The organism is Pedobacter sp., from assembly GCF_965249885.1.
Lineage (GTDB): Bacteria > Bacteroidota > Bacteroidia > Sphingobacteriales > Sphingobacteriaceae > Pedobacter.
Genome location: NZ_OZ252254.1, coordinates 4,292,242 through 4,315,232 on the forward strand (window position 1 = coordinate 4,292,242; position 22,991 = coordinate 4,315,232).

Genomic DNA, 22,991 nt, shown 5'->3' on the forward strand with positions numbered 1-22,991 from the left:
GGAAAAATAATGACGTTGTGGATTTAGTTGAATAGATGTCATAACGCTAAGCTGAGTTGATCGGGTGGTTTAGGAGTCCATCCAAGGAAAGGAAATTCTTGTAGGCGAACAAATTGATGTGAACCTAGCTTTCTTAACGTGAACGAATTACAGGAGAACTCAAGGACTGATACCTCCTTAAATAAATTTAAAGCAAACTGAACCTGATCATGATTGAGATCTCTTGCAATAGTTAAGTGAGGAGTATTAGAAAATTTAAATTGAAAGTTGAATTTGAGTTTAAGTTGTTTATTAATCCTATCCATAGAAATCTTAAGTAACTCTTCAGATTTTTTATCAGGTTTTAAATAAACGACGCCATTGATAAAACTATCAACGGAATTAAATCGTACAGGAATTTGCAATTCATATGAAGCAATTTCTTTTAAAAAAGGGATGATTTTATGTACAGATCTATCATTATGTGCCTTCAAACCAGCTATGGTGATATGTGCAAGGGAATTACAACTAGAATACCTTCCTATTTTAGATTCCAATGTCTTCTTCAAACTTTTAACGTATTCCATTTCAGCAATTGGAGGTTCGAAAACTAAAGAATATTCTATTTTAACCTTATTTACCATTTGTATACTAAACAACCTTATCACACAAAAAGTTGATAACTTTTAACTTGTTAATAAATACCATAAACCACTGATTTACAATATACGTTTATTGATTAAACTAATTAAAATGTTATGGAAACAGCAGATAAAAAACTGGTTTATGTGTTGGAAGATAACGCCAACATTGGTGACATTATTGAGTTCTTATTAACAGAAGAGCTTTACGAAGTGAAAGTTTGCAAAAGCGTAGCTTGTTTTTGGGATGAAATGACTCAAAAAAAGCCTGATATGATTGTGCTTGATATTATTTTGCCGGATGGAAATGGCTTAGATATTTGCAAGCAATTGAAAAGAAATATCAGTACGCATCAAATTCCAGTGATGATGATGTCGGGTAACAATTATTTAAGCAAAGTAAAATCAAAATGCGATGCCGACAGCTATATAAATAAGCCCTTTGACTTAAATGATTTTATGCAAAGAGTGGATTTTTACAGCCACTCGGCGTAATTTAAAGCTTGCTGACTAAGTCTAAAAACAAATCTTTTGCTTTCAATTTATCTGCTGTTAAGTTGAAATCGAGTTTGTGTTGTAAATAATCGCCAAGATCTATGCCCTCGGTTTTTGGCAGTTGCGCAATTACGTCCGGTATATGCTGAATGCCTAAGCCCAATGCACTATCAAATTCTTCGATAAACTCCTTTGAAATTTGCTTATTTGCAACCCATGCGGCGTACATGAACGGCAATCCAGTAAACTTCATCCACTCCTCACCCATATCGTAAACGTAGGCGAAATCATTTTTCCTGCCAAAAGTTCTATCTCCGATCAATACCATGGCATCTGCTTCTAAATCTTGATCTAATAAGAATTCTACTTCTACCTTAAAATGATTCTTTAACAATACCTTCGCTAAATTGTTAGATGTACGCGACTGCGCATCTAGCTTCACCGTTTTAACATCGTGGATAGGTTTATCAGCAAATATAAATACGGAATTAACAGCTCCAACCGAACCTATGCAATATGATCCGATGATTTCAGCATTGGACACGAACGGAATTGCAGCAACAGGAATCAATCCTATATCTACTTTGTTATCAATAAGTTTACTAGCGCAATCTGCAGGAACATCTAAGCTTAAATCAATTTGATCCAAGATCTCTGAATGCTGTAGACCATAGATGAACGGCTTTGTATTGGTATAGGAAACGGCGGAAACTTTAATTTTATTCAAAATCAATTAAACTAGATGTGAAGTATTATTTGCATCGATCAAAGTGAATTTTCCAGTTTTTTCATCGAATGTCAAACGGTATAAAGTGGTGTTGGTGTGTAAAAACTCCTCCATATCGCTGTAGGGTTTTTCCAATAGCAAGCATAAGATTAACCTCATGGCTCTTCCATGCATGCACACTAAAACAGTCTTTTCATCAGTTTGGTGTTTGATATGATCAATGGCTTTAGACAAACGCACACCCACCTCGTTTGGACTCTCACCGCCACCAAATTTAGCATCATAGTTAGCCAGCTGCCACTGCCTTACCACTTCTCTAAAGGCTGTTCTCGCTTCTTCCGTGTTCGGTTTGCCTTCCCACTCGCCCCAAGCCATTTCATCCAGTTCGGGCAATTGTTCCCAAGGTAATCCTAAATCAATAAAAGCTTTAACAGTTTGATGCGTTCTAACTAAGGATGAAGTATATACCTTATCAAATGGCACCGATTTATATTTGTTGAAAAATGCAGCTGCTTGAGCTACGCCTGTTGGATTTAAATCTGCATTAACACCTCTACCTTGAACAATTCCTAACCTGTTAAGTTCAGTTTCGCCATGGCGGATGATATAAAGTTCTTTCATTAACGATTGAATTTTGACTTAAAGAATGATTGAATTTTGGATAGTAATAATTATTCATTCAAAATTCAATCATTTAAAATTTTAATTGACTACCGGCAGCTTATAGTAAGATGGTTTGGCATCATCTTCAAAAACATAATCCGAATAGTCTGTCACAACATTGTACAAAGTGTCACGTTCAATCGGTTTGCGTTTTACATTTTTGATCAGCTCAACCAGTTCCTTAGTGCTCATTGCTGGTGTTTGCTCCTCTGCACCGGCCATTGAATATATTTTCGTAGTATCATCAAGTGTACCATCAATATCATCAACCCCGAAATTTAAGCTTAGTTGCGCAGTTTCTCTGCTGATCATTGCCCAATAAGCTTTGATGTGCTCAAAATTATCAAGGTATATTCGAGCTATGGCATAGTTACGCAAATCCTCCACAACCGAAACTTCAGGCACTTCGCTCATTTGATTATTTTGATTCCTAAATTTCAATGGAATAAACGCTTGAAAACCTCCTGTTTTATCTTGCAGTTGACGCAAACGCTCCATGTGATCTACACGGTGCCAAAACTCTTCAATATGTCCATAGAGCATAGTAGCATTAGAACGCATGCCTAATTTATGTGCTTGTTCGTGAATATCCAACCACTGTTCTGCATTACATTTATCATGAGCAATTTTCTCTCTTACCTCTGGATGAAAAATTTCTGCTCCACCGCCAGGCATTGAATCTAAACCTGCTTCTTTCAGGTACTTCATGCCATCGTAGTGACTCAGTTTTGCCTTTTTAAAGATGTAGTAGTATTCTACAGGAGTCAACGCTTTGATATGCAAATCTGGTCTGTGTGCTTTTGCACGTCTGAAGAACTCAGCGTAGAAATCTAAATTTTGCTTTGGCACTACACCACCGGTGATGTGTACCTCTGTAACTGGCTCGTCATCATACTTTTTCAAGATGTCTATCATACCATCTACTTCCATCTCCCAACCTTCTTCGCGTTGCTTAATCATGCGACTGTAGGAACAGAATTTACAATCATAAACGCAAATATTAGTAGGCTCAATATGGAAATTCCTGTTGAAGTAAGTATTGTCGCCGTGTTTCCCCTCCCGGATATAATTGGCCAACACCCCTAAATAACTCAGCTCTGCATGTTCATACAAATAAACACCTTCATCAAAGCTGATGCGTACCCCATCTTTAACTTTAACTGCGATATCTTTTAACGGTTGCGCAAGGTTTGGATTCTGTAAAAGTATAGCTAATGATTGCACTATTTTTCTCCTTTAGATTTGTACAAAAGTACGTTTAATTGCTGAATTGTTTTGTTGTTGAAAAGTTGAAATGTTGTAAAGTTTTAACGTTGATGGAGATTATGATTTTTAAATATAAATCAACTTACGTCTTTGCGTTCTTTGCGCCTTTGTGGTTTAAATATACCTTTGTAAAATGATACAAAACCAGTACAGCATTTTCGAAAGTGAGTTAAACGTAAGACCTGATGATATTGACATGTTTAATCATGTGCATAACAGCAAGTACTTAGATTATGTATTGGCTGCTCGTTACGAACAAATGGACAGGTTTTACGGGATGAGCTGGGAAAAGTTTGAAGCGCAAGGCTATGGTTGGGTTGTATCAAAAGTTAGCATTTCATTTAAACGTCCGTTGAAAATGGGCGATCAACTGTTAATTAAAACCGGTATTTTAGAAATCAATGAACGCGGCTGTACAGTACAATTTGAAATTGCGAATAAAAAGACTGGAAAAGTAGCTTCCGATGGTATTTTTGAGTATGTAATGATTGATTTAAAAACGCAACGATCAAGTAGGGTAACGCTAGAAATGATCGAGGCTTATAGTATTTAACTCCAGATTAGCGTCTTTTAATTTTGGACGTTTGACTTTTTTGCATAACTTTGGTCATCAAAATATCACGAACCATGAAGTTTTTTGCAGTCCGTATCAGAATAGCCTAGTAACGAGGACTCCAATATCTAAATAATTAATGATGTCAATTCTTTGGCATCTCATGGTAATTTCTTTTTATATTTTTATATATGTCACAATCTATCAAGACAAAATCACGTTTGTCTAATTTTTTTACTGTACTTCGCCAAGCCTTTACTGGCGCCGAAATAGATTATACTAGCATCAGCATTCGAAAAGCAATTATGCTTCTAGCAGTTCCAATGATGTTGGAAATGATGATGGAATCGGTATTTGTACTAGTGGATCTTTACTTTGTTGGTCACCTACCAAACAGTGCCGAAGCTATCCAAATTGTGGGTTTAACGGAATCGGTGTTAACCATCATTTACTCATTAGCCATGGGGCTAGGCATGGCTGCAACTGCAGTGGTGGCTCGTCGGATTGGCGAGAGAAATGTCACTGCTGCCTCTATGGCGGGCATGCAAACTATTGCCATAGCGCTTTTCATTTCCATAGTTATTAGCGTCGCAGGTTTAGTATTTGCTAAAGATATTCTGCTGCTAATGGGCGCTAGCGAACAAACGGCGCAACAAGGCATTACGTTCGTACGAATTATGATGGGAACAAGTCTAGCTATCATGCTCTTGTTCTTGATTAATGGGATATTTAGAGGCGCAGGCAACGCAGCTATCGCGATGCAAAGTTTATGGTTGGCCAATACTATCAACATCATTTTATGTCCAATTTTAATTAGAGGACTAGGACCAATACCGGCAATGGGATTAACTGGCGCAGCTTTAGCTACTGCCATCGGTCGGGGGACCGGGGTGTTGTTCCAGCTTTATCATTTAGCTAAAGGCAGTGGAAATCTCAAAGTGAAGCTCGCCTACTTAAAGCCTCATTTCGATCAGATTAAAGCTATTGTAAAAGTTGCAGCTCCGGCAGTGCTTCAATTTGTTATCGCCTCGTGTAGTTGGATTTTTCTAGCTGAGTTAGTAGCTACTACCGGTGGAGATCATGGTTCTGCTGGTTATCAGACGGCGCTAAGGTTAATGATGTTTTTCATGCTTCCAGCTTGGGGCTTAAGTAATGCTGCAGCAACTTTAGTTGGACAAAATATGGGCGCTAATCAAATGGAAAGAGCAGAAAAATCAGTATTTACCACCATCAAATATTCGATGATATTTATGGCGGTGGTGATGTTGCTGTTTTTGACTTTCGGACATTTATTTGCATCATTTTTTACTGAAGACAAGCAGGTTATCGGGGTGGCAACTGAAGCGTTGAGGATATTAAGTTATGGATTTGTCCTCTATGGCATTGGGATGGTGCTCATCAGTGCCTTTAACGGTGCTGGCGATACTTGGACACCTACAAAGATCAATGTCGTAGCTTTTTGGTTTTTCCAAATTCCTTTCGCCTACTTCTTAGCTAAATATTTGGAAATGGGGCCAACAGGTGTATTCATAGCAATTCCCGTTGCAGAAGTTGGGATCACTTTAGCGGCGTATTTGATTTTCAAGAAAGGAAATTGGAAAAAGACGGCTGTTTAGTTATTGATGATTTTATCTTCTGTTGTCTGAATCAAAATCCAATTCTTTACGAAAACTTAGCGTACTTCGTGCCTTTGTGGTTGATTTATATTTTATCGCAAAGTTTTAAAGTTTCGCAAAGTACGCTAAGTTGGAACAGCGAATTAAATCATTAAGCTTTGCGAAAACTTTGTGTTCTTTGTGGCTTTGCGGTTGATTTAATTTTTTTTTAACGCAAAGTTTTTTAAGGTTTCGCAAAGTACGCTAAGTTGGAATAGCGAATTAAATCATTAAGCTTTGCGAAAACTTAGCGTACTTCGTGCCTTTGCGGTTGATCTATTTTTTTTCCGCAAAGTTTTTTAAGGATTCGCAAAGTACGCTAAGTTGGAACAGCGAATTAAATTATTAAGCTTTGCGAAAACTCTGTGTTCTTTGTGTCTTTGCGGTTGATTTATATTTTACCGCAAAGTTTTTTAAGGTTTCGCAAAGTACGCTAAGTTGGAATAGCATATTAAATCATTAAGCTTTGCGAAAACTTAGCGTACTTCGTGTCTTTGCGGTTAATTTATTTTGTTAACGCAAAGTTTTTTAAGGATTCGCAAAGTACGCTAAGTTTGCAGCTTGCGGTTAACATTTCAAAACAAAACCCATTGAAAACAAAAATGCCGTTCCACAAAAGTAGAACGGCATTTTCAAATTATTGAGGTATCTTATTTTACCGCATCAACAACAGCTTTGAAAGCTTCTTTGTTGTTCATCGCTAAATCAGCTAAAACTTTACGGTTTAAACCGATATTTTTTGCAGCTAATTTACCAATCAATTGCGAGTAAGAAATACCGTGCTCACGAGCACCAGCATTGATACGTTGAATCCATAATGCACGGAATTCTCTTTTCTTAGCTTTACGGTCACGGTATGCATATTGCAAACCTTTTTCTACCGTGTTTTTAGCAATGGTAAAAACCTTGCTTCTTGAGCCCCAATAGCCTTTGGCCATATTTAGGACTTTTTTCCTTCTGCGTCTAGCAGCTACTACGTTTACCGAACGAGGCATAATGTGTTAAGTTTTGATAAGCGGTGTTGCTTTAATAGCAAACTTGAAACCGAATATCGGGTTAAAAATTAATTACTTTCCGATGCAAAGCATACGTTTAACGTTGCCCATATCCGCATCGTTTACCATACTAGTGTTGGTTAAGTTACGCTTACGTTTAGTACTCTTTTTTGTTAAGATGTGACTTTTGTATGCGTTCTTTCTTGCAATTTTACCTGTTCCAGTAAGCGAAAAACGCTTTTTGGCACTGGAATTGGTTTTCATTTTTGGCATAACCTGATTTGTTTATATAATTTATTATTTCTTTGCTGTTGCTTTTGGGGCTACCGTTAAAAACATACGTTTACCCTCTAATTTAGGCAATAACTCTACTTTACCCACTTCCTCTAATGCCTGTGCAAACTTCAACAATAAGATTTCGCCTTGTTCTTTGTAAACAATAGCTCTACCTTTAAAGTGAACGTAAGCTCTAACTTTTTCACCAGCTTCTAAGAAACTGATTGCGTGCTTTAGCTTAAATTGGAAATCGTGATCGTTAGTGTTAGGTCCGAAACGGATCTCCTTAATTACCGTTTGCTTCGCGTTAGCTTTGATTTCCTTCTGCTTTTTCTTTTGCTCATACATGAACTTACTATAGTCCATGATACGGCAAACAGGCGGGTTAGCATTTGGAGAAATCTCCACTAAATCCAACTCAAGCTCATCAGCAATTGCCAATGCTTTTGACAATGGATAAATACCCTGCTCTACATTATCTCCAGCTAGCCTAACTTCTTGAGCACGAATATGCTCGTTAATATTGTGTTCTGCTTCTTTTTTCTTAAAAGGCGGACGTGGTCCCCTATTAAATCCTGGTCTTCCTAATGCCAAATGCTTTCCTTGTTAAACGGTTACTTCTTTATTAATTAATGCACTAAACTCTGCTAAAGTCATACTTCCTAAATCGCCCTCACCATGCTTCCTAACTGAAACTCTTCCTTCTTCCATCTCTTTTTCGCCGATGATGAGCATATAAGGCAGTTTTTTAACTTCAGCGTCTCTAATTTTCCTTCCGATTTTCTCATCACGAAAGTCAATTAGACCGCGAATATCGGAATTATTTAATTCTTCTGAAACTTTTTTTGCATATTCTTCATACTTTTCTGAAATAGGAAGAATGATGTACTGCTCTGGAGAAAGCCATAATGGGAAGTTTCCAGCGCAGTGTTCAATTAGTACTGCCACGAAACGTTCCATTGAACCAAACGGCGCTCTGTGAATCATTACCGGACGATGTTTTTGATTATCGCTACCAGTATATTCCAGTTCAAAACGCTCTGGCAAGTTATAATCTACCTGAATGGTACCTAACTGCCATTTTCTACCTAGTGCATCACGCACCATAAAATCTAGCTTAGGACCGTAAAAAGCAGCTTCGCCATATTCAATTACTGTCGGCAATCCTTTTTCTTCAGCAGCTTCGATGATAGCAGTTTCCGCCAACATCCAGTTTTCATCAGAACCAATGTACTTCGCTTTATTCTCAGGATCACGTAAAGATACCTGTGCAACATATTTCTCGAAGCCTAACGACTTGAAAACATACAGCACTAAATCAATTACCTTTTTAAATTCGTCTTTTACCTGATCTGGGCGACAGAACAAGTGTGCATCATCTTGAGTAAAGCCACGTACACGGGTTAAACCATGCAACTCGCCACTTTGCTCGTAACGGTATACTGTACCAAACTCGGCAAATCGAACCGGCAAATCTTTATAAGAACGAGGTTTGAACTTATACAACTCACAATGGTGCGGACAGTTCATCGGTTTTAAGAAGAACTCCTCTCCTTCTTGTGGTGTTTTTATCGGCTGAAATGCATCTTTACCATATTTCTCATAGTGACCAGAAGTGATGTATAAGTTCTTGTGACCAATATGTGGCGTAATTACTTGCTCGTAACCTGCTTTTTGTTGTGCTTTAGTTAAAAACTGAACTAAACGCTCACGCAATGCAGTACCTTTTGGCAACCACATTGGCAAGCCCATTCCTACTTTTTCTGAGAAAGTAAAAAGTTCCAATTCTTTACCCAATTTGCGGTGATCGCGTTTTTTAGCCTCTTCAATCATGTGAAGATATTCCGTTAACTCGCTTGCTTTGGGAAAGGTAACACCGTAAATACGAGTTAATTGCTTCTTAGTTTCATCGCCTCTCCAGTAAGCGCCAGCAACATTCATCAACTTAATAGCTTTAATGAAACTGGTATTTGGAATATGTGGCCCGCGGCATAAATCTGTAAAACTACCTTGAGTATAAAAAGTAATTTTTCCGTCTTCTAGGCCGTCAATTAAATCTAATTTGTATTCGTCGCCTTTTTCAGTGAAGTATTTTACCGCATCAGCTTTGCTTACGCTTTTTCGCTCGAAAACTTCTTTTTGCTTAGCCAATTCCAACATTTTGTCTTCAATTTTCTTGAAGTCGTCAGAAGAGAATTCTTTATCACCAAAATCTACATCATAGTAAAAACCGGTTTCAATAGCTGGACCGATACCAAACTTAGTTCCCGGATAAAGTGCTTCTAAGGCCTCAGCCATTAAGTGAGCGGACGAGTGCCAAAAAGTAGCTTTGCCATCTGTATCATTCCATGTTAGCAGTTTCACCGAAGAATCTGCTTCGATAGGACGAGAACTGTCCCACACTTCGCCATTTACTTCGGCAGCTAATACGTTTCTCGCTAATCCTTCTGAAATAGATAAGGCAATTTGATGAGCGCTAACGCCCTTTTCGTACTGACGGACAGAACCGTCAGGTAGTGTAATGTTAATCATCTACAACTATGATTTAAATTTTAAAAATAGGTTAAATAGCAAATCACCTACGTGTGTGATTTATTTTGTGCAAAGGTAAGAGTTTTTAGCGAGATTTTTAACTCCTGATTACAGAAGCTAGTAGCTTGCAAACAAGTTTAATTTTGACAACAAATTGAATGATACTCGTCAACAAGGATACTAATGAGCGGCATCAAAACATTACCCTGCCTTAAACATTTACGGTATCGTATAGATTAAAGTATTTGTCCTTAATTTCATCGCTTGGCGAAAAAATAGACGGATGAAACATGCAAGCCAAGGCCTCGACGCCCTTTACCAAGGTTCCAACGCTAGGCTGCGTAAACATATCAAAATCAGCTATAAAAACTTGCTTGTTTTTTACCGCAGTTAAATGTTGCCAAGTTGGTTTACTGGTAAGCAAGTGCAACTCTTCCAAAGTGCGCTCTTTGCTGAAACCGCAAGGAGCAATTACCAACACTTCAGGATCATATTTCACAATTTTTTGCCATTCGGTTACAATACTATCGCCTGCGGGGTTAGACAACATATCTACGCCGCCAGCTTGTGCAATTTGAAAAGGAATCCAGTGGCCACAATTGTAAATTGGCTCAATCCATTCCATCAGCATCACTCGTTTTAAAGGCATATTGTTTTCCCTCAGCGTAGTTAATACACGATCGATAATTGCCTTTTGGGAAGCTAAATACAATAACGCCTTTGTCTCTTCACCTAAAACGCTACCAATCGTATAAGCAGCATCAAAAACATCGTTCAGGTTATTTGGAGATAAGGGTATAAGTTGCGGTTGTTTGCTAAGTTTATCTACAGCTGCAGAGGTGCACTGCGTATCAATATTACATACTTCACACAAATCCTGCGTAAATATCACGTCTGCCTGCGTTTGTTCTAACAGTTCTTGCTCCACCCAATACAAGCTTTTCCCTTCTCGTTTGTACGAAGAAAAAATACGGTCTATCTCGGCGCTGCTGTAATCTTTACCTTCAAAAATACACCTTACAATTTTAGGTAGATGGTGAGCTACCGTTGGACACTCGAACGTAATGCCTTGTAGATATCCCTCTAAGCCCATTTCGTACATCATTTGCGTGGCCGCTGGTAAAAAAGAAACTGCTTTCATGATTATTAATATAAAAAAATAGGTTTACAAGTAATTGCAAACCTATTTAAAAATCGTATTGCGTTAAATTATGCGGCTAAAACTTCTTTACGTTGCAAAGCAGGATATTTACTTTTTAACAATTGGAAACTGCCGAACATTACCGTGCCGTAAATTAGCGTACCAGATAAAAATCTAAGCTCAAATGGAATAGCTAATACTAAACAGTTCCAGTAGCCTAATACATCTTGCGTAAATAGTGGGTTATTGTACGGATTGCCATACCAAGTACCAATGTTAGATACCAACCAATGAACTACAGTAACTACTATTGCTGCCAATGCACCATTTGCTAAAGTAATATTTCTCAATATGTACTTACCTACAACCACCATTAAAATAATAGCTGCATAAGTCCAGTACCAACCATCATATAAAAAGCCATCGCTGTAACTTTTATAAATGGTGTTCGCGAACAAAATATCAGTAATAAACAAACTTAAAACTGGAAAAGAATATGCCTTTAAATTGTTAGAAAAATAAGCTCCGCCGAAAAGCGCAACCGCTCCCACCGAGGAGAAATTTGCAAAGCTAAGCGCTTCAGTATTAAAAACGATCAATACACGCATCAACATAATAGCTAAAATAACTACCATCAAAACAAGCGAACGTGGATTAAATTTGATATGTGACATAGTTGATTTTTTTTGTAAAGATAAGAAACACTTTAAGAATATCTAAATTAAACAACCACATGAGCTGGTACAATGGAAAAACCGCTCATGTGGTGAATATGGCATTTAGTGAATATTGAATCTTACTCCAGCGTTTATATTGAACCCTAAACTATTGTAACCGTAGATTTCGTTATATTTTTCATCTAAAATATTTTGAGTATCCACAAATAGCTTTACGCTCGATTTTGCCAAGCTATATTCCGCATAAGCATTTAACAATTTGTACGATGGGAGATTAACCACTGCCGCAGGATAGCTATTGAAATCCCCATCCGTACGACTTCCCACATAACGGTAGTTAACGCTAAGAAACAAATCCTTAGTTGCTTGTAAGCCTGCGGTTGCGCCGTAAGTGTGTTTTGGACGGCGGAAAAGATAATCAGCCACACCATTATCCACGAAGTTGAACTCATTACCTTCTGTATAGCTATAAAAACCATTTAAGCTAAATATCCCCAGCTTAACTGCAGGCTCAATTTCAAAACCTTTAGCTTTTTGGCTAACCTGATTTTCGTAGCCTTGCGGATAATTATAAATGATGGCATCAGTTAAATCGCGTTTATAAGCTGCTCCACGTAATTTGTATTTTCCATCTGCAAAGTTAAACTCCACTCCTGCTTCGTAGTTTTGTGATTTTTCCGGTTTTAGATTTAAGTTAGCACCGAAAGCACCAAACAACATATTTAATGTAGGAATTTTGAAACCTGTAGAAATATTTCCAAACAACTTCACTTCTTTCACCAAATTGATGCTAGGCGTAATGGTGTAAGTCCAGTTTTCGCCATATTGCTCATGTTTGTTGTAGCGACCGCCAACTTCTAAGTTGAAAATGCTCAAATCGTGTAAAAACACCGAACCATAACCGGCTAAAATATTCGCGTTAGGTTGCCCCGCGATATTTGGCAATTTCATGTTTCTATGATCTACACCGAATAAAAGATCTAATTTTTCACCTAAAGTTTGATTGTAGTAAACATCTAAGAAATTAACTTCTCCTTTCAACAACGATGGATAAGCGTTATGCACATCATTAGATGTTTTCTGGTGGCTGTAATTTAAAGTCACTTTACCAGAACCCATTTGGTAAACCGCATTGGTACCGAGCGCTAAATTTTTAAGGATAGAAAAGTTCGCCGCATCTGTAAACGGACCGTCGTCGAAATTATAGGTACCGGTATTGTATCTCACAAATGGATTAATAGAAAAGTTATTGCTTAACTTCAATCCGAATTTAGCATTTACACCATCTGTTTTTAAACCATCTTTATCAAATGCTGAAGTGTTTCCTACAGGATTTGCTGCCTCAGAAATACCATCGCTTTTTACATGAGTATAGCTGATGTTGTAATCGAAATTACTCACATTTCCTTGCAAACCGATAGTGCCTTTGTAAGTGTTGTAACTTCCTGCGCTAGCTACACCGTAAACATTCAGCGGTTGCTTAGCACCTTTTTTAGTGATGATGTTAATTACACCACCAATAGCATCAGAACCATAAATAGTTGATTGGCCGCCTCTTAAAATTTCGATGCGTTCAACTTGATCGATTGGCAATAAACGCAAATCAAAAGCACCGCCGTTACCAGAAGGATCATTCTGTACAATGCCATCGATAAGCACTATCGCATAAGCGCTTCCCGCTCCTCTTACGAAAAGCGATTTGTTGGCGGCATAGTTACTGGTAGCACCAGTTACGATAACGCCAGCTTGTTCAGCCAATAGTTGTGGCAAAGTTTTACCGTAGCTTTTGTCCAAAACCTCTGGACCAATAATGGTTGCTACCTTACCAGTTTGCGATTGTTTTTGATTGTTTTTTGTAGTAGTAATCACTACATCTTTTAGCGTTGTTACGCTGTCTGCAGGTTTTGTTTGTGCCAAAACCGCTGATTGTACAAGCCCTAGGCCTGCAAGCAATGCAATTTTTTTCTTCATGCTGTGTTTGTGACTTTTGATCACAGCCAACAGTTTTACCAGGAAATGGTACGTATAATAGTAGTACAACATTCCAAGCTTCAATCCCCGAAAGCTATGAATTATAATGCTAAAGGCAGGTCTTCTGACTTACTCCCCGTTTACCGCCTTCCCTTCCATTACAAATTGGAAAGTGGCTTAGAATGGCAAACAGTTGTAGAGCTTACAGCTGCGGGACAGTTACGGATTTACACCATATTCCCTTTTAATTCCGAAGCGTTACCAACGGAAACCAAAAGCGGTGCAAATATAGCTTTTTGGTTGTTTAGTTGTTTGGTTTTTTTGTTTTTAGTTTAATGGTTCATTTGTTCATTTGTTCATTTGTTTGTTGGTCATTGGTCACTGTTTATTGATTATTGGTCATTGATTATTGTTTATTGATTATTGGTCATTGGTTCATTCATTCATCAATTATTGGAATTTGTTCATTGATTATTGTCTACTGATTATTGAATATTAATTCTCGGTACTTATCTTTATCACATGCGAAAAGTTATCACGTGTTTTTTATTATCAATTAGTACAGTTGCTATGGCTCAACAAACGGACACCGTTTTCATTAAAAAGTTATTGGAAAGTAAACCAGAGTTATTTTCCGGCGTACTTAACCACCCGAACAAAAATGAGGTACAGGTAATGTATACACAGGTTAGCAGAGATAAAAACAACAAACCTAGTTTTAAAACCTATACCTATCGCACTGATCCTAAGCATTACTTCTACCCTGCTAGTACCGTAAAATTGGCCGCGGTGATTTTTGCTTTAGAGAAAATCAATGAGCTAAAAGTGCCGGGCCTGACTGCGTATAGCACCATGATTACCGATAGTGCTTTTAACGGACAAACCACCGTAAACGAAGATAAAAGTGCTGCCAATGGCAAACCAACTATTGCACATTACATAAAAAAGGTGCTGCTTACCAGTGATAATGACGCCTACAATCGATTATTTGAATTTATTGGCAGGGCCGAAATTAATGCGAAACTTAAAAAGTATGGCCTAGTGAACAGCCGTATTTTAAATCGGTTGGCTATTGGCGATGGCGGCGAACGAGAGAAAAACACCAACCCAATTCGCTTTTATGACGGGGAGAAGTTAGTTTATAATCAACCTGCGCAATACGATCCTAAGAATTATCCGCTAGCGCTCACCAATTTGATTGTTGGCGTTGGCTATATCGACGGCAACGAGCAATTAGTGAACAAACCTTATAGTTTCGAAAACAAAAATGTTTTTACTATAGCAGATCAACAATCGTTGATGAAGCGTTTAATGATGCCTGAAGCTTACCCTGCAAAACAACAATTTAACCTCAAACCCGAAGATTACCAACTCATCTATACCTTCATGAGCAAGTTGCCAACTGAAAGTGATTTTCCTAAATATGATGCTAAAGAATTTTGGCCAACCTACGCTAAAATGTTGTTTTATGGTAGAGACAAAAATGCAGCAGTAGATCCAAATATCAGGATATTCAACAAGTATGGCGATAGTTACGGCTTCATCATCGACAATTCATATTTTGTTGATTTCAAGAATAAGATTGAATTCTTTTTAACTGCAGTGGTGCAAAGTAACGAAGATGGGATTTACAACGACAGTAAATACGAGTACGAAACCGTTTGCTATCCATTCATGAAAAACCTAGGCCGCACCATTTACGATTATGAACTTAGCCGAAAAAAAGACAATCAACCTAATTTGGAGCGATACCGAATGGATTATCGGTGATAAAAGCACTGAATGGACTTAAAGCGCTGATCCCGTTAGGGGCTTACTAACGCTGAAGCACATCGGCCAAGATTTCGTAAGATTTTAATCTAGCCTGTTGGTCGTAAATATGTGAAGTCACCATCAATTCATCTATTTTGGTATGCGAAACGAAAGAATTCAACTGCGATTTCAGTTTTTCAGGACCAGCAATAAAAGCGAAATCCAACATTTGTTCCACAGCCGCTTCTTCTATGTCGGACCAGTTCATACGCTCAACTGGCGGCTGCAATAGTCTGCGCTGATTAGTAACAATCCCCAAAAACAAGGTTTTTAACGAGGTAGACAAACGCTCTGCTTCCTCATCTGTATCGGCAGCAACCACATTCACGCAAGAAAGCACGTAGGGCTCCTTCAACACTGCAGAAGGTCTGAAGTTGTTTCTGTAAATGCTGATGGCTTCCAAAAAGTGAGTAGGCGCAAAATGACTTGCGAAAGCGTAAGGTAAACCGTAGGATGCGGCCAAATGCGCACTTTCAGTACTTGAACCTAAAATCCAAATGGGCACATTGGTTCCTTCGCCGGGTATAGCCCGTACCTTACTATCATAATTGTCGTCGCCAAGATATTGCTGCAACTTCAATACATCTTGAGGAAAATGCTGCGGCGAGTGAAATCGCTCTCCCCTAATTTCGAAAGCAGTGAGCTGATCTGTACCGGGAGCTCTACCTAAGCCTAAATCAATACGGTTAGGATATAATGTAGCCAAAGTACCGAATTGCTCTGCTACAATTAATGGTGTGTGATTAGGTAACATAATTCCGCCCGAACCTACTCTGATACTATTGGTATGCCCAGCAACGTGGCCAATCAATACGGATGTTGCAGAGCTAGCGACGCTGATCATGTTATGGTGTTCAGCCAACCAGTAGCGGTTGTAACCCAATCGCTCCGCATGTTGCGCTAAAGCAACACTGTTCTTGAAAGTATCTGCAATATCAAAACCTGCTCTAACCCCAGCTAAATCTAATACGGAATATGGAAGTTTACTTAATCTATTTTCGCTCATGATGCTACAAAGATAAACTGTATGGATGTAGCTCGCCATGTATATAGATAGAGATGACACTATTTTGAACGACATGTTAGATTGAGATGATAAGCCGGACGATAACGAATAGATAATAACCAATAATCAATAGCCAATAATCAATTTCCTATAACCAATAATCAATTTCCAGTTTATCAAATGAACAAATGAACCAATGAACCAATGAACCATTAAACTAAAAACCTCCGCCAAATATTTTTTCTAACTTTGAATCCATGTATCGAATAGGTTTAGCTGAAGATGATCAAAAAATAGCATCGCTTATAAAAAACGGGTTGCAAGAGCAGGGATATGTAGTGGAGATGTTCCATGATGGCAAGGCTGCCCTCGACGCTTTCTGTACACTAGATTTTCAGTTATTGATATTAGATGTCATGATGCCAACGCTTACCGGGATAGACATTTGTACTAAACTTCGCGAGAAGAATATTAAAACACCGATTTTGATGCTTACCGCTTTAGGAACCATAGACGACAAAGTAAATGGCTTAGCTGCTGGAGCAGATGATTATCTAGTAAAACCTTTTCATTTTCGGGAACTGACTGCCCGTATTGAAGCCATGCTGAGGCGTTGGAACTTCAACCAAAACGCAGTAGAAAGCAAGCTTGTATTTGGGGATTTAGTGCTTGATTTACAAAGCAAAGAAGTGACTAGAGACAGCGAGGAAATCAAATTAACTGCTAAGGAATTTCATTTGCTGGAACTCTTTATGCGCCATCCCAACAAATTGCTTTCTAGGCAGTACATTGCAGAACAAGTTTGGGATATCAACTTTGACACTGGCACCAACGTTGTTGATGTTTACGTAAATTTCCTTCGAAATAAGATTGAAAAAGGCTTTGATAAAAAGTTAATCCACACCAAAATTGGTATGGGCTACATCTTAAAATAGCTTAAACCGCTTTTCATTCATTTCCGATTTTTTGACGTTTGTCGATTTTTCACGTTGTTGGTCGACAACGGATTGTGTGCTTGAAACGTAAGACTAGTTCGCCTCGTCTTAAGACAAAACACATAAAATGAAAACTAATTTTACTACAACATTTATGTTAGCAATATTGCTAATAATGAGCTCCTGCAAAAAAGACAGGACTATCGATCAACCGCTACAGAGCAAGCTTAAATTTGCAATCAAAGTAGCTAACTTACCAACATCAACGCCTGCAAATAGTAATCTCGCCGCAATTATTAGCGTTAAATCATCAACTGGCGAATTGGCAATTAATGATGTAAAGGTAGATTTGAACTACAATGATGGCTTTTTAACCGATATACTCGAGTTGCCTAAAGGAGATTATCGTTTAGTGAAGCTTATTATTCAGGATAGTAATGGGAATGCACTTTTTGCTAGTCCGCTGGTAGGTTCCATAAAGTCGCAAGCGGTAACTCAACCTCTGGAAATGCCACTGTCTTTAACAAACGAATCCGTTAAAATTTTAGCTGTTGAAGTGGCAGAAGTTTCAAATGCTGATAGACCAGAAGACTTTGGCTACGCGGCAGATAGCTTCAAGCTTCCTCCTCCCGATCAGAACAGCGATTTGTTTAAAGTTGAGATAAGGCCACTGTTTCGAATTGGCGAAATAGTTTATGACAGCATACCCGCTTCGCTTCGTATTACCACTTATGGTTTAAACGGTACGCAAGCCATCAGCACGCAGGTACTTCCGGCTGGTGGTAAAACCATAACCTTATCTAAAAAAGTATCGAAATATAAAATTATGGTCTCTAAATGGGGTTTAAGTGATGAAGTGGAAATCGCTGCGAATGAAATGAAAAACATGTCGTTAAGTATCGGCGGAGCCAACTTAAAACCCAAAAAGTTGAAAAGTGAATCGGTATATCAATATGTTAACGGTCAATGGATTGCTGATACCAGAAAAGAATATGACTATTTCGCCACTGGAAAATTATTTAGGATTAATTATTTAAGTAAAGATCTGAATGGCAACAAAGTGCTCGATGCGGCCGAGGAATTCGAATATCAAAACGGCCGAGTAAGTGAGATTTATTTCACCAGTACTTCCGGAGACAGAACACAATATTTTTCTTATCTCCCGGATGGAAAAATTGATAAAATGCGTGAAGTAAATAACGAAGGTGCCATAAATGCAACGGTTAGCTATGCAGCTATTCCTGGTAAAAGAGGTATCACTGGCAACTACCAAATTGGCGCTACCTATTCATTTTCTTACAAATATTATCAGCAGCACGTTTTTATGGACATGTACGGAGGAAATGCAGAGAACTATTCGAATACAACTACTCATGGTAATGCCAAACTGAGTTTAATCTCCTACGATTTTAATATCAATCCATTTGTGCATTTGGGAGTTCCAAACTTTTGGCTAAATAACGTTTCAAAACACAATAAACTTAGCGATATCTCAAACTACAGCATCATTATACCAAATGCGGAAGCTTACGCTTTCAATTACACCTATGGTGATGATGGCTTCCCTACTGAACTTTTTACAAAATACAGGAATCCAGTCACCTTTGCAGATACTCACGTTACAAAAACAGTATTCACTTATCAGTAATAGCTACCAAAATCACGCTGGCACTGCTACACTTGCTAGCGTGATTATTTCAACGTTGAAATAGCGGTAAATTTATAATGGCTATCTTTGCCATTAGCATTCCATGAAACTAAAAGATAGATTAGCTTTATATTTTACGTTGATTAGCACTGGCACTTTAGCAGCTGTTTTAGTGGTAGTGTACTTCATTTTCGTGAAGTTTTTAGAGAGTGATTTTTACGATCGTTTAAATGACAGAGCTTTCATCAATGCTAAACTTTATCTAGAAGCTGATGAGATATCGACCGACTCGCTAAAAACGGTTAAAACTGAATATCTTGAAACCTTACACGATGAAGTAGTTAGAATCTACGATGATCGGAACACGGCTCGTTTCATTAAAGATCAGCAGCAATTTTGGACCAATGACGTCATCAATCTCGTAAGAAAGAATAAAAAAATCAAACTAAAAGATGGCTTGCGACAAACCGTAGGCATCTATTACAAAGACAATCAAGGTAATTTCGTGATACTAGCATCAGCTATCGACAAAAGTACTCACGCCCGAATTGGCAAGTTGCGCATCAGCATGTTATTTACTTTTATCGCCATTGTTGTGGGGTTGCTACTTTCCGCTAGATGGATTGCTGATAAAATCTTAAAACCATTAAACAAATTTATATCCGATGTAAAGTTGGTAAAATCAAACAACTTAAGTTTTAGGGTTAAAGAAGGTGCTAATAAGGATGAAATTAATTTGCTAGCGCAAAATTTCAATCAATTACTAAATCATTTGGAGCAGGCATTTGTGCTGCAAAAAACTTTTGTTGCTAACGTCTCACACGAGTTGCGCACACCAATAACGAGTTTGTTAATGGAGGCCGAAATTGCACTCAGTCAACCAAGAAATGCGGAAGATTATCAAAAAGCGCTACGTTCTATCATTGAGGATACCGACAAAATGAACCAAATGATCAATGGCTTGGTTAATTTGGCACAAGCCGATTTGGAGTTGGGAAATTTGCATACCGAAACCATCAACCTAACAGCGCTACTATTTGATATTAAAGCCAACTGGGATAAAAAATATCCGGCAGCGCCGAGTCTTCATTTAGAGGTTAATGATTTAAAAAACACAGCAGAATTGACAATTAACTTCAACAAATCGTTGTTAGAAATTGCATTGAACAACATTATTGCCAATGCCTTTAAATTCTCTGATCAAAAAGATGTCCATGTAAGGTTGCAATCAAGTGATAAGGAAATTTCTATCGCTGTACAAGACTTCGGTACTGGCATTCCAGATCAAAATGCTGAGTTAATTTACCACCCATTTTTCACCGCATCTAGTGAAACAAATACAAAAGGAACAGGACTTGGTTTATATATGGCACATCAAATCATCACCTTATCCAAAGGCAATTTAAGTTTCAAATCTGACGAAAACGGAACTACATTTTGGATAACCTGGAAGCGTGGTTGTTTAGTTGTTTAGTTTTTTAGAGATTAAAACTTTACACTTTTTACTTTAAACTTTACACTTCCAACTATCTTTAATCGCTTTTTAATTTCGATTTAATTCCGCTTTAATTCCGCTAAAATAGCTTTGCCTGCAATGAAAATTAAGTTAATATTCATCGCTGGCTGTTTTGCTTTATGCCAAAATTTAATGGCTCAAGATACGCTCAAGTTAAGCCTTGAAGATGCCGAAAAGCTATTTTTGAAAAACAATTACCAGTTGTTGCTGGCAAAATATGAGATTGAACAGGCGAAAGCTGATGTGATTACAGCAAAATTATTTGATAATCCGGAGCTTAGTCATGAGAACCTCTTCTACAACCACGAAACCAAACGATTTTTAGAAACTTCTTACGCAACTGGTCAGTTCAACACACAAATTTCTCAACTTTTTAAGTTGGCAGGTAAACGAAATAAAAGCATTGCGCTAGCCAACACCGCGGTGAAATTACAAGAGTACGAGTATTTTGATTTGATACGCACTTTACGCTATCAGCTTCGGACTAGCTTTTTTAAACTGCACAGTCTGCAGCAATCGGCCAATATTTATAAAGTACAGATAGATGCATTGCAACAACTTATTGATGCTTCAAGTAAACAGCTCTTATTGGGCAATGTGGCAGCTAAAGACGTACTTCGGATCAAATCTTTGCTTTACAATCTACTTGCAGAGCAAATTCAGATCAAAAATGAAATAGCTGGTTTAACGAATGATTTGAAATTGTTGACTCAAATTGACGCAGCAACGGAGATACAGACCATTAGCGAAATGCCAACCGAAAATCACTCGGTTAACAGACAGGCTTACAACACTTTACTGGAAACAGCTAAAGCCAATCGTATCGATTTAAAATCAGCCCAAGCCGCAATTACTTATGCGCAACAGCAATTAAAGCTTCAAAAAGCAAATGCCATACCCGATGTGCAATTGTCATTAGCCTACGACTTGAAAGGGAACTACCCGGAAAAATATACAGGTTTGGGCATTAGCATTCCTATTCCGTTGTTCAATAGAAACCAAGGCGAAATTAAACGAGCTAAAGTGGCGGTTGAAATGCAGGAAGTGGCATTTAATCAGCTAGAGAATACTTTAAAAAATGAGGTTTTCCAAGCTTACCAAAATGCCGAACGAATAGAAACACTAACGGCAAACATGGATAAAAACTTCCATAAAGACTACCAACAATTGATTCAAGAAGTTACGAACAACTTTAAAAAAAGAAATATCGGTTTGCTAGAATTCTTGGACTTCTACGAGTCATTTAAAGAGACCACTTTACAGCATAATCAATTGCAATACGAGCGCATCAGCGCTTTTGAAGAAATCAATTTTGTTACCGGAACCAACATTTACAAATAACATGTCTCAGTCCATATATCTCCAAAAAATTAGCTTTTCATTACTATTATTTGCTGCAATTGTGCAAGGATGCACTTCAAACGTTAGCGAAGTAAAAAACGACAAATTTGAAGTAACAGATTCGCTTATCAATAATTTGCTAATAGATACGGTGCAATCTGCTAATAATTTAAGCGAGCTCAACTTCTCTGCTAAAATTGCCGCCAACGAAGATCTTCAAACAGAAATTTATCCAATGGTAAGCGGAACTGTTGGCGCTGTGAACGTAAAAATTGGCGATAAAGTAAGCAAAGGCCAAGTTCTAGCCAGCATAAGCAGCATCGAAATGGCTGGTTTTGATAAAGAGTTGGTGAGTGCAGAAGCAGAATTGAAAAATGCAGAACGTTCTTTCGCACAAGCGGAGGAACTGTACAAAAGCGGTTTAACATCTGCAAAGGAATTGGAAGAGGTGAAAAATGAGCTTACCATCAAAAAGGCAGAACTCCAACGAGCGAAAACAGCACTAAAAATTAACGGTGGAAATGCAAAGGGCAGTTACAGAATGACCACACCTATTTCAGGTTTTATCATCGAAAAAAACATTAGCAGTTACATGCAGTTGCGTCCTGATAATGAAACAGCGGCATTTAAAGTGGCGGATTTATCCCAAGTATGGGCAATTATCAACGTTTATGAAAGCGAATTGGCCATGCTTAAGGAAGGCGATCAAGTTGAGGTTTCCGTAATTTCTTACCCAGAGAAAATCTACCCCGGAAAGATCCAGCGAATTTATCAAACTATTGATAATGAAAGCAGAGTGATTAGCGCTAGAGTAAACATTAGCAATAGCGATTTAAGCTTAAAACCCGGCATGATGGCTACCGTAAAGGTGATGGCAAAATCAGATATCGAATTGCCCTCTGTAAGGGCTTCATCGGTGATTTTTGATGAAAATAAGAACTATGTTTTGGTACTTGATGCTGAAAAGAAAATTCGAGTGCAACCCATAGCTATTGGCAGAAAAACAAGCAACCGAGTTTATGTGAGTAATGGTTTAAATCCAGGAGATAAAGTTGTAGCTTCTAAGCAAGTATTTCTATTTGAGAGCTTGAAGTAAGCTCAAAAGCGCTACCCCACAATTTATACATCCGGAACTTATTTCGGAACGAGGCCGAACACACAA

21 protein-coding genes and 1 riboswitch are annotated in these 22,991 nt (G+C 38.0%); of the genes, 9 read left to right on the top strand and 12 right to left on the bottom strand.

From position 1 onward, the window contains the following. Positions 1-38: 38 nt before the first annotated feature. Positions 39-623 carry a 2'-5' RNA ligase family protein gene (locus ACY2A0_RS18125; RefSeq protein WP_461790788.1) on the bottom strand — a complete coding sequence of 195 codons (585 nt, stop codon included), beginning with the start codon at positions 621-623 and terminating at the stop codon, positions 39-41. Positions 624-737: 114 nt separating this feature from the next. Between ACY2A0_RS18125 and ACY2A0_RS18130 the strand changes: the two genes are divergently transcribed. Then, positions 738-1,115 carry a response regulator gene (locus tag ACY2A0_RS18130; RefSeq protein ID WP_461790789.1) on the top strand — a complete coding sequence of 126 codons (378 nt, stop codon included), beginning with the start codon at positions 738-740 and terminating at the stop codon, positions 1,113-1,115. 1 nt (position 1,116) lies between these two features. Here the strand turns inward: ACY2A0_RS18130 and ACY2A0_RS18135 are convergent, their stop codons facing one another. The 3 genes from ACY2A0_RS18135 to mqnE all read right to left on the bottom strand — a co-directional run bounded on the left by ACY2A0_RS18135 (position 1,117) and on the right by mqnE (position 3,729). Then, positions 1,117-1,842, bottom strand: coding sequence for a menaquinone biosynthetic enzyme MqnA/MqnD family protein (locus ACY2A0_RS18135; RefSeq protein WP_461790790.1), 726 nt, complete (start codon positions 1,840-1,842; stop codon positions 1,117-1,119). A 6-nt stretch (positions 1,843-1,848) separates the two neighbouring features. Continuing rightward, positions 1,849-2,463 carry a histidine phosphatase family protein gene (locus tag ACY2A0_RS18140; protein ID WP_461790791.1) on the bottom strand — a complete coding sequence of 205 codons (615 nt, stop codon included), beginning with the start codon at positions 2,461-2,463 and terminating at the stop codon, positions 1,849-1,851. Positions 2,464-2,544: 81 nt separating this feature from the next. Next, positions 2,545-3,729 carry an aminofutalosine synthase MqnE gene (gene mqnE, locus ACY2A0_RS18145; RefSeq protein WP_461790792.1) on the bottom strand — a complete coding sequence of 395 codons (1,185 nt, stop codon included), beginning with the start codon at positions 3,727-3,729 and terminating at the stop codon, positions 2,545-2,547. Between the two features lie 175 nt (positions 3,730-3,904). Between mqnE and ACY2A0_RS18150 the strand changes: the two genes are divergently transcribed. Both ACY2A0_RS18150 and ACY2A0_RS18155 read left to right on the top strand, forming a co-directional pair. Further along, entirely contained in the window at positions 3,905-4,324 is a 420-nt protein-coding gene (locus ACY2A0_RS18150) for an acyl-CoA thioesterase (RefSeq protein ID WP_461790793.1), read from the top strand. Between the two features lie 191 nt (positions 4,325-4,515). Continuing rightward, complete coding sequence (locus ACY2A0_RS18155) at positions 4,516-5,940, top strand: MATE family efflux transporter (RefSeq protein WP_461790794.1); 1,425 nt, start codon at positions 4,516-4,518, stop codon at positions 5,938-5,940. A 689-nt stretch (positions 5,941-6,629) separates the two neighbouring features. Here the strand turns inward: ACY2A0_RS18155 and rplT are convergent. The 7 genes from rplT to ACY2A0_RS18190 all read right to left on the bottom strand — a co-directional run bounded on the left by rplT (position 6,630) and on the right by ACY2A0_RS18190 (position 13,571). Continuing rightward, a complete protein-coding gene (gene rplT, locus ACY2A0_RS18160) occupies positions 6,630-6,974 on the bottom strand; it encodes a 50S ribosomal protein L20 (RefSeq protein WP_461790795.1) in 345 nt (114 codons plus the stop codon). Between the two features lie 72 nt (positions 6,975-7,046). Continuing rightward, positions 7,047-7,247, bottom strand: a complete 201-nt coding sequence (gene rpmI / locus ACY2A0_RS18165; RefSeq protein ID WP_113635219.1) for a 50S ribosomal protein L35 — start codon at positions 7,245-7,247, stop codon at positions 7,047-7,049. Positions 7,248-7,271: 24 nt separating this feature from the next. Then, the gene (gene infC, locus ACY2A0_RS18170; protein ID WP_113635221.1) at positions 7,272-7,844 is read right to left on the bottom strand and encodes a translation initiation factor IF-3; all 573 of its coding nucleotides are present in this window, start codon (positions 7,842-7,844) and stop codon (positions 7,272-7,274) included. Between the two features lie 12 nt (positions 7,845-7,856). Beyond that, complete coding sequence (thrS, locus tag ACY2A0_RS18175; protein WP_461790796.1) at positions 7,857-9,782, bottom strand: threonine--tRNA ligase; 1,926 nt, start codon at positions 9,780-9,782, stop codon at positions 7,857-7,859. A gap of 211 nt (positions 9,783-9,993) precedes the next feature. Continuing rightward, the gene (locus ACY2A0_RS18180; RefSeq protein WP_461790797.1) at positions 9,994-10,923 is read right to left on the bottom strand and encodes an ABC transporter substrate-binding protein; all 930 of its coding nucleotides are present in this window, start codon (positions 10,921-10,923) and stop codon (positions 9,994-9,996) included. Positions 10,924-10,991: 68 nt separating this feature from the next. Beyond that, the gene (locus tag ACY2A0_RS18185; protein ID WP_461790798.1) at positions 10,992-11,597 is read right to left on the bottom strand and encodes a DUF6580 family putative transport protein; all 606 of its coding nucleotides are present in this window, start codon (positions 11,595-11,597) and stop codon (positions 10,992-10,994) included. A 105-nt stretch (positions 11,598-11,702) separates the two neighbouring features. Next, positions 11,703-13,571: a TonB-dependent receptor plug domain-containing protein gene (locus ACY2A0_RS18190; protein ID WP_461790799.1), complete on the bottom strand. Its 1,869-nt coding sequence runs from the start codon at positions 13,569-13,571 to the stop codon at positions 11,703-11,705. 97 nt (positions 13,572-13,668) lie between these two features. Beyond that, positions 13,669-13,862, bottom strand: a riboswitch (cobalamin riboswitch). A gap of 279 nt (positions 13,863-14,141) precedes the next feature. Here ACY2A0_RS18190 and ACY2A0_RS18195 point away from each other — a divergent pair. Next, a complete protein-coding gene (locus ACY2A0_RS18195; RefSeq protein WP_461790800.1) occupies positions 14,142-15,341 on the top strand; it encodes a serine hydrolase in 1,200 nt (399 codons plus the stop codon). A 46-nt stretch (positions 15,342-15,387) separates the two neighbouring features. Here the strand turns inward: ACY2A0_RS18195 and ACY2A0_RS18200 are convergent, their stop codons facing one another. Then, a complete protein-coding gene (locus ACY2A0_RS18200; protein ID WP_461791725.1) occupies positions 15,388-16,389 on the bottom strand; it encodes an LLM class flavin-dependent oxidoreductase in 1,002 nt (333 codons plus the stop codon). A 257-nt stretch (positions 16,390-16,646) separates the two neighbouring features. Here ACY2A0_RS18200 and ACY2A0_RS18205 point away from each other — a divergent pair, with 257 nt between their 5' ends. The 5 genes from ACY2A0_RS18205 to ACY2A0_RS18225 all read left to right on the top strand — a co-directional run bounded on the left by ACY2A0_RS18205 (position 16,647) and on the right by ACY2A0_RS18225 (position 22,925). Further along, positions 16,647-17,324, top strand: a complete 678-nt coding sequence (locus tag ACY2A0_RS18205; protein WP_461790802.1) for a response regulator transcription factor — start codon at positions 16,647-16,649, stop codon at positions 17,322-17,324. A 127-nt stretch (positions 17,325-17,451) separates the two neighbouring features. Continuing rightward, a complete protein-coding gene (locus tag ACY2A0_RS18210; RefSeq protein ID WP_461790803.1) occupies positions 17,452-18,972 on the top strand; it encodes a hypothetical protein in 1,521 nt (506 codons plus the stop codon). A gap of 103 nt (positions 18,973-19,075) precedes the next feature. Next, positions 19,076-20,446 carry a sensor histidine kinase gene (locus ACY2A0_RS18215; protein ID WP_461790804.1) on the top strand — a complete coding sequence of 457 codons (1,371 nt, stop codon included), beginning with the start codon at positions 19,076-19,078 and terminating at the stop codon, positions 20,444-20,446. Positions 20,447-20,566: 120 nt separating this feature from the next. After that, entirely contained in the window at positions 20,567-21,829 is a 1,263-nt protein-coding gene (locus ACY2A0_RS18220) for a TolC family protein (RefSeq protein ID WP_461790805.1), read from the top strand. 1 nt (position 21,830) lies between these two features. Next, on the top strand, positions 21,831-22,925 hold the full coding sequence (locus tag ACY2A0_RS18225; protein WP_461790806.1) for an efflux RND transporter periplasmic adaptor subunit: 1,095 nt from the start codon (positions 21,831-21,833) through the stop codon (positions 22,923-22,925). Positions 22,926-22,991: the final 66 nt, after the last annotated feature.

What these genes read in the sequence shown, in the direction of transcription:
- ACY2A0_RS18125 (WP_461790788.1), bottom strand. Translation starts at nt 623, where the DNA reads ATGGTAAATAAGGTTAAAATAGAATATTCTTTAGTTTTCGAACCTCCA.
- ACY2A0_RS18130 (WP_461790789.1), top strand. Translation starts at nt 738, where the DNA reads ATGGAAACAGCAGATAAAAAACTGGTTTATGTGTTGGAAGATAACGCC.
- ACY2A0_RS18140 (WP_461790791.1), bottom strand. Translation starts at nt 2,463, where the DNA reads ATGAAAGAACTTTATATCATCCGCCATGGCGAAACTGAACTTAACAGG.
- ACY2A0_RS18150 (WP_461790793.1), top strand. Translation starts at nt 3,905, where the DNA reads ATGATACAAAACCAGTACAGCATTTTCGAAAGTGAGTTAAACGTAAGA.
- ACY2A0_RS18155 (WP_461790794.1), top strand. Translation starts at nt 4,516, where the DNA reads ATGTCACAATCTATCAAGACAAAATCACGTTTGTCTAATTTTTTTACT.
- rplT (WP_461790795.1), bottom strand. Translation starts at nt 6,974, where the DNA reads ATGCCTCGTTCGGTAAACGTAGTAGCTGCTAGACGCAGAAGGAAAAAA.
- rpmI (WP_113635219.1), bottom strand. Translation starts at nt 7,247, where the DNA reads ATGCCAAAAATGAAAACCAATTCCAGTGCCAAAAAGCGTTTTTCGCTT.
- thrS (WP_461790796.1), bottom strand. Translation starts at nt 9,782, where the DNA reads ATGATTAACATTACACTACCTGACGGTTCTGTCCGTCAGTACGAAAAG.
- ACY2A0_RS18180 (WP_461790797.1), bottom strand. Translation starts at nt 10,923, where the DNA reads ATGAAAGCAGTTTCTTTTTTACCAGCGGCCACGCAAATGATGTACGAA.
- ACY2A0_RS18185 (WP_461790798.1), bottom strand. Translation starts at nt 11,597, where the DNA reads ATGTCACATATCAAATTTAATCCACGTTCGCTTGTTTTGATGGTAGTT.
- ACY2A0_RS18190 (WP_461790799.1), bottom strand. Translation starts at nt 13,571, where the DNA reads ATGAAGAAAAAAATTGCATTGCTTGCAGGCCTAGGGCTTGTACAATCA.
- ACY2A0_RS18195 (WP_461790800.1), top strand. Translation starts at nt 14,142, where the DNA reads ATGGCTCAACAAACGGACACCGTTTTCATTAAAAAGTTATTGGAAAGT.
- ACY2A0_RS18200 (WP_461791725.1), bottom strand. Translation starts at nt 16,389, where the DNA reads ATGAGCGAAAATAGATTAAGTAAACTTCCATATTCCGTATTAGATTTA.
- ACY2A0_RS18205 (WP_461790802.1), top strand. Translation starts at nt 16,647, where the DNA reads ATGTATCGAATAGGTTTAGCTGAAGATGATCAAAAAATAGCATCGCTT.
- ACY2A0_RS18210 (WP_461790803.1), top strand. Translation starts at nt 17,452, where the DNA reads ATGAAAACTAATTTTACTACAACATTTATGTTAGCAATATTGCTAATA.
- ACY2A0_RS18215 (WP_461790804.1), top strand. Translation starts at nt 19,076, where the DNA reads ATGAAACTAAAAGATAGATTAGCTTTATATTTTACGTTGATTAGCACT.
- ACY2A0_RS18220 (WP_461790805.1), top strand. Translation starts at nt 20,567, where the DNA reads ATGAAAATTAAGTTAATATTCATCGCTGGCTGTTTTGCTTTATGCCAA.
- ACY2A0_RS18225 (WP_461790806.1), top strand. Translation starts at nt 21,831, where the DNA reads ATGTCTCAGTCCATATATCTCCAAAAAATTAGCTTTTCATTACTATTA.